This window comes from Saccharothrix sp. NRRL B-16348 (assembly GCF_001280085.1).
Taxonomy (GTDB): domain Bacteria; phylum Actinomycetota; class Actinomycetes; order Mycobacteriales; family Pseudonocardiaceae; genus Actinosynnema.
In genome coordinates this window covers 1-1315 of record NZ_LGED01000059.1, presented here as the reverse complement: position 1 = coordinate 1315, position 1315 = coordinate 1, and the positions used below count along the sequence as shown (strand labels likewise).

Genomic DNA, 1315 nt, shown 5'->3' with positions numbered 1-1315 from the left:
GCTTGGGTTCTAGTGGTGGTTGCAACACCTGACTTGTTCAGGGGTTGTTGTGTTCGAGATCCGTGGGGACCGGTCGCCTCAGGGGCGGAGGAAGTTGTTCGCCGAGCGCCGTGCGTATCTTGATCTTGTGTTGCGGGGTGTGGGAACGGTGGAGGCGTGTCGGGTCGTGGGGATCAACCGGCGGACCGGGCACCGGTGGCGGCATGGTCGTGCGGGAGGGGTGGGGCGGGAGACCGGCCGGTCTCCCGCCCCACCCGCGTGTCCGTCTCCGGCCGGGCCGCAGGTGTCGTCCCGGTTCCTGTCCCACGACGAGCGGCTGGTGATCGCCGACCTGCACCGGGCCGGGGCGGGAGTGCGGGCGATCGCCCGGGAACTGGGCCGGCAGCCGTCCACGATCAGCCGCGAGCTCGCCCGCAACGGCGACCCGGACAACGCCCGCTATCTGCCCAACGTGGCGCAGTCCCTGGCCGAGCGTCGCCGCCCGCGGCCCAGACCGGGCCGGATCGCGGCCAACCCGCGGCTGCGGGCGCTGGTGACGGGCATGCTCGACGACAGGTTCAGCCCCGAGCAGATCAGCCGCCGCCTGCGCCGCGACCACCCCGACGACCCGGAGTTGCACGTGTCCCCCGAGACGATCTACCAGGCGCTCTACGTCCAGGGCCGCGGTGAACTGCGCCGTGAGCTGACCCGCGCGCTGCGCACCGGGCGCACCGTGCGCAAACCCCGCCGCGCCCCCGACAGTCGCCGACCCCGGTTCACCGCCCCGATGGTGATGATCAGCGACCGGCCCGCCGAGGTCGAGGACCGCGCCGTCCCCGGTCACTGGGAAGGCGACCTCATCATCGGCGCCGACCAGAAGTCCGCCATCGGCACCCTCGTGGAACGCACCACCCGCTACGTCCTGCTCGCGCACCTGGGACACGACCGCACCGCCGAAGCCCTCCGCGACGCCCTCACCGCCACCATCACCACCCTGCCCGCCCACCTCACCCGCTCCCTGACCTGGGACCAGGGCTCCGAGATGAGCCGCCACCACGAATTCACCACCGCCACCGACATCCCCGTCTACTTCTGCGACCCCCACAGCCCCTGGCAACGCGGCAGCAACGAGAACACCAACGGCCTGCTCCGCCAGTACTTCCCCAAAGGCACCGACCTGTCCGTCCACACCCCCGACGACCTGGCCGCCGTCGCCGCCCAACTCAACCGCCGCCCACGCAAAACACTCGGCTGGGACACCCCAGCCGAGCGCCTCGCTAAACTCCTCACCGACAGCGGTTGATCATCCGTGTTGCAACGACCACTGGAATCCACC

At 70.9% G+C, this 1315-nt stretch carries 1 protein-coding gene; it reads left to right on the top strand.

The genetic code is table 11. The features are described from left to right. The first annotated feature begins 49 nt into the window (after positions 1 to 49). Entirely contained in the window at positions 50 to 1282 is a 1233-nt protein-coding gene (locus ADK67_RS08875; RefSeq protein ID WP_442974115.1) for an IS30 family transposase, read from the top strand. Positions 1283 to 1315 lie beyond the last annotated feature (33 nt).